The organism is Streptomyces glaucescens (assembly GCF_002154375.1).
In the GTDB taxonomy this organism is placed as follows: Bacteria; Actinomycetota; Actinomycetes; order Streptomycetales; family Streptomycetaceae; genus Streptomyces; species Streptomyces glaucescens.
Genome location: NZ_MUND01000015.1, coordinates 346 through 4232, shown reverse-complemented (window position 1 = coordinate 4232; position 3887 = coordinate 346). Strand labels below are relative to the sequence as shown.

The window sequence follows — 3887 nt, the reverse complement described above, 5'->3', positions numbered from 1 at the left end:
CCGGCGCCGGCCGGCCCTCTTGACCACCCTCGTGGTGACGCTCGTACTCGCTCTCGCCGGCGGTGGGTTCGTGGTCTGGCGGACCCTGAACGGCGGTGACGACGAGCCGCTGGCCGGCCGCCCCCGCGTCGAGGACAGGGCGGCCGGGCTGTCGTACGCCGTCCCCGAGGGCTGGCAGCGCGGCGACGGCGACCTGATCAACAGCTTCACGTCCTCCGTCACCCGCGAACACCCGGGCGGGCAGGGCGGCAGCATCGTCGCCGCCGGGCGAGGCGACGGAGTCCCGCGCGCGCAACTGGGCGCGGCCACCGAGCGCTGGGCCCGCTCCAACGCCGTCTTCTTCCACCCCGACGGCCGGTCCACCGTCACGGAGTCCGAGGCGACGACCGTCGACGGCCGCCCCGCCCACACCGTCACCCTGAAGGTGACGGACGGCGAGAACGGGACGGGCCACCTGCGGATGACGGTCGTCGCCGTGGACGACGACCGGGTGGCGTTCCTCCTCGCCGTCGTGCAGCCGGCCACGGGGGCCGAGAAGCGGACGGCCGATCTGGTGCTGAGCAGCGCCGCCCTGCTCTGAGACGGCCGGACGGCGACGGCCGAATCCGCACCCCTGCAAGGGTTTTGCACAGACGTAACGCGCGTGGGGGACTGCGGCGACGCTCCGTAGGTGTTTACGTGGTGTCGGACTTTCCGGGATCGCTGTCACGGAGGTGTGCACCATGTCGGACGCCGCGCCGCGGCTGAAGGGGCTCTTGGAGCAGGTGCTGGGAGCACCGCTCCCGGTCCGTATTCGTGCCTGGGACGGTTCTCAGGCCGGTCCGCCGGACGCGCCGATGCTGGTGGTGCGTCACCGGCGGGCGCTGCGCAGGCTGTTGTGGAAGCCGGGCGAGCTGGGGCTGGCGCGCGCCTGGGTGGCGGGGGAGCTGGAGGTCGAGGGGGACCTGTACGCGGTCCTGGAGCTGATGGCGGGGCTGATCTGGGAACGGGACGAGGACGCCCGGACCCTCGCGCAGGCCCTGCGGGAACCCGAGGTGCGGGCCGCCGTGCGCGGGCTGGTGCGGATGGCCGGGCCCGCGCTGCCGCCCGCGCCACCGAGGGAGGAGGCCCGCCGGCGGCGGGCCCACCTGCACACCAGACGCACCGACAAGCGCGCCATCAGCCACCACTACGACGTCGGGAACGACTTCTACGAGCTGGTGCTCGGCCCGTCGATGGTCTACTCGTGCGCCTACTGGGAGGCCCCCGAGGCGGAGGGCGGCACCCTGGAGGACGCCCAGCGGGACAAACTGGAGCTGGTCTCCCGCAAGCTCGGTCTGAGTGCGGGCCAGCGGCTGCTCGACGTCGGCTGCGGCTGGGGGTCCATGGCCATCCACGCCGCCCGTGAGCACGGGGTGAACGTCGTCGGCATCACGCTCTCGCAGGAGCAGGCGGCGTACGCCCGCAAGCGGGTCGCCGACGAGGGGCTGACCGACCGGGTGGAGATCCGGGTGCAGGACTACCGCGACGTCGTCGACGGACCGTACGACGCGATCTCGTCGATCGGCATGGCCGAGCACGTGGGGGCGGAGCAGTACCTGAAGTACGCCCGGAACCTGTACGCGCTGCTCAAGCCGGGCGGGCGCCTGCTCAACCACCAGATCGCGCGGCGGCCGCGGCGCGACGAGTCGGTGTACGACGTCGACGAGTTCATCGACGCCTACGTCTTCCCCGACGGCGAGCTGGCCCCGATCGGCACCACCGTGGGCCAGCTGGAGCGCGCCGGGTTCGAGGTGCGCGACGTGGAGTCGATCCGCGAGCACTACGCGCTCACCCTGCGCCGCTGGGTCGCCAACCTGGAGTCCGGCTGGGCGGAGGCGGTGCGGCTGACCAGCCCGGGACGTGCCCGGGTCTGGCGGCTGTACATGGCCGCCTCCGCGCTGGCCTTCGAGCGCAACCGCATCGGGGTGAACCAGGTGCTCGCCGTGCGGACGCCCGAGTCCGGAGCCGCCGGGATGCCGCTGCGGGCGCGGACCTGGAACGACTGACGCAGGAACGCGGCGAGGGCCCCGCACCCGGGTGGGTGCGGGGCCCTCGCCTGTGGCGTCGGTGGCTACTCGGACTTGATCGCCGTCAGCATGTTCAGCCGGGCCGCCCGGCGGGCCGGCCACAGCGCCGCCAGGACCCCGACCGCGGCCGCCAGCAGCAGGAACACGGCCATCCGGGTCCAGGGCAGGACCAGCTCGTACGTCGCCATGCTGCTCGCCATCAGCTCCCCGGCCGCCCAGCCGAAGAACACGCCGAGGCCGATGCCGAGCACCCCGCCGAAGAGCGAGATGACCAGGGACTCCAGGCGGACCATCCGCTTGATGCCGGTGCGGTCCAGGCCGATCGCGCGAAGCATGCCGATCTCCTGGGAGCGCTCGAAGACCGACATCGCCAGGGTGTTGATGACACCGAGGACGGCCACGATCACCGCCATGGCCAGCAGGCCATAGAGCATGTTCAGCATCATCGTGAACATCTGCGCGATGTCCTGGGAGATGTCCTTCTTGTCCTGGACCTTGATCGCCGGGTTGGAGCCGAGGGCCTGCTCCAGCCGGTTCTTCGTCGCGTCCGACGTGCCGTCCGCGGTCTTCACCATGACCTGCATGTCGGCCGGGTCGGTCTGGTGCGGGGCGAGGGTGGCGAGGTCGAGCATGATCCCGCTCATCATCTCGTTGGCCTGGTAGACGCCCGCGACGGTCAGCTTCTCCTTCTTGCCGTCCTCGAACGACGCGGTGAAGGACGAGCCGGCCGTCCAGCCGCGGGACTTCGCGGTGTCCTCGTCCACGACCACGCGGTCGCCGCCGACCTTGAAGGCGCCGTCCTCGACGGGCAGCTTCGTCAGGTCGCCGAAGGTGGCGCCGTCGACCCCGGTCAGGTACTCGGTCTCGCCGCCGATCCGGGCGGCCGCGTTGCGCATCGGGCTGGTGGCGGTGACGCCCTCGGTCTCCTTCAGTTCCTTCTCGACGTCCGGCGAGAGGGCGTTGCCGTTCGCCATGAAGACGACGTAGTCCGCGCGGATCGCCTCCGAGGCCATCTTGTCGATCGACTTCTGCAGACTGCCCGCCATCACCGTCATACCGGTGATCAGGGTCAGGCCGATCATCAGGGCGGAGGCGGTGGCGGCGGTACGGCGCGGGTTGCGCACCGAGTTCTGGCGGGCCAGCTTGCCCGACACCCCGAACAGCCGCAGCACCGGCGCCGCAGCGGCGATCAGCGGCCGGGACAGCAGCGGGGTCAGCACGAACACGCCGATGATCAGCAGACAGGCGCCCAGGCCCATCGGTGCCTGCCCGTCCGAGCCGCTCATGGTGGTCGCCGCGAGGACGACCGCGACGCCCGCCGCCGAGAACAGGGCGCCGATCGTGTTGCGCAGGACCAGCGACTTCACGGAGGCCTTGGCGTGCACGCTGCTCATCGCGGCCACCGGCGGGATCTTCGCCGCGCGGCGGCCCGGCAGCCAGGCGGCCAGCATGGTGACGAGGACGCCGACGGCGAGCGCGGCGCCGACGGTGCCGGGGGTGATCACCAGCGGGCCGTCCGGCACGGTCTCGCCGAGGGAGCCCATCAGGGAGCGCAGGCCCGCGCCGATGCCGACGCCCGCGACCAGGCCGGTCACCGCGGCGACGACACCCACCACGAACGCCTCGATCAGCACCGTCCGGGTGACCTGGCGGCGGGAGGCGCCGACCGCGCGCAGCAGCGCCAGCTCCTTGGTGCGCTGGGCGACCAGCATGGTGAAGGTGTTGGCGATGATGAAGGTGCCGACGAACAGCGCGATGCCGGCGAACACCAGCAGGCCCTGCTTCATCCCGCTCATCTGCGAGGCGATCATCTCGGCCTGGTCGTCGGCGAGCCGCTGC

Annotated in this window: 3 protein-coding genes; 2 read left to right on the top strand and 1 reads right to left on the bottom strand. The window is 72.0% G+C overall.

What is annotated here, in order from left to right:
• A partial coding sequence (locus tag CCN42_RS01065; protein ID WP_211294606.1) for a hypothetical protein occupies positions 1 to 580 on the top strand: 580 nt, incomplete at its 5' end.
• A gap of 142 nt (positions 581 to 722) precedes the next feature.
• Complete coding sequence (locus CCN42_RS01060) at positions 723 to 2027, top strand: SAM-dependent methyltransferase (RefSeq protein ID WP_086732635.1); 1305 nt, start codon at positions 723 to 725, stop codon at positions 2025 to 2027.
• Positions 2028 to 2092: 65 nt separating this feature from the next.
• On the opposite strand, the gene CCN42_RS01055 is transcribed toward CCN42_RS01060, so the two are convergent.
• On the bottom strand, positions 2093 to 3887 hold a 1795-nt coding region (locus tag CCN42_RS01055; RefSeq protein WP_422641157.1), incomplete at its 5' end, for an ABC transporter permease.

Excerpts from the sequence above, each read along its gene's own strand:
- CCN42_RS01060 (WP_086732635.1), top strand. The coding sequence starts at position 723 with ATGTCGGACGCCGCGCCGCGGCTGAAGGGGCTCTTGGAGCAGGTGCTG.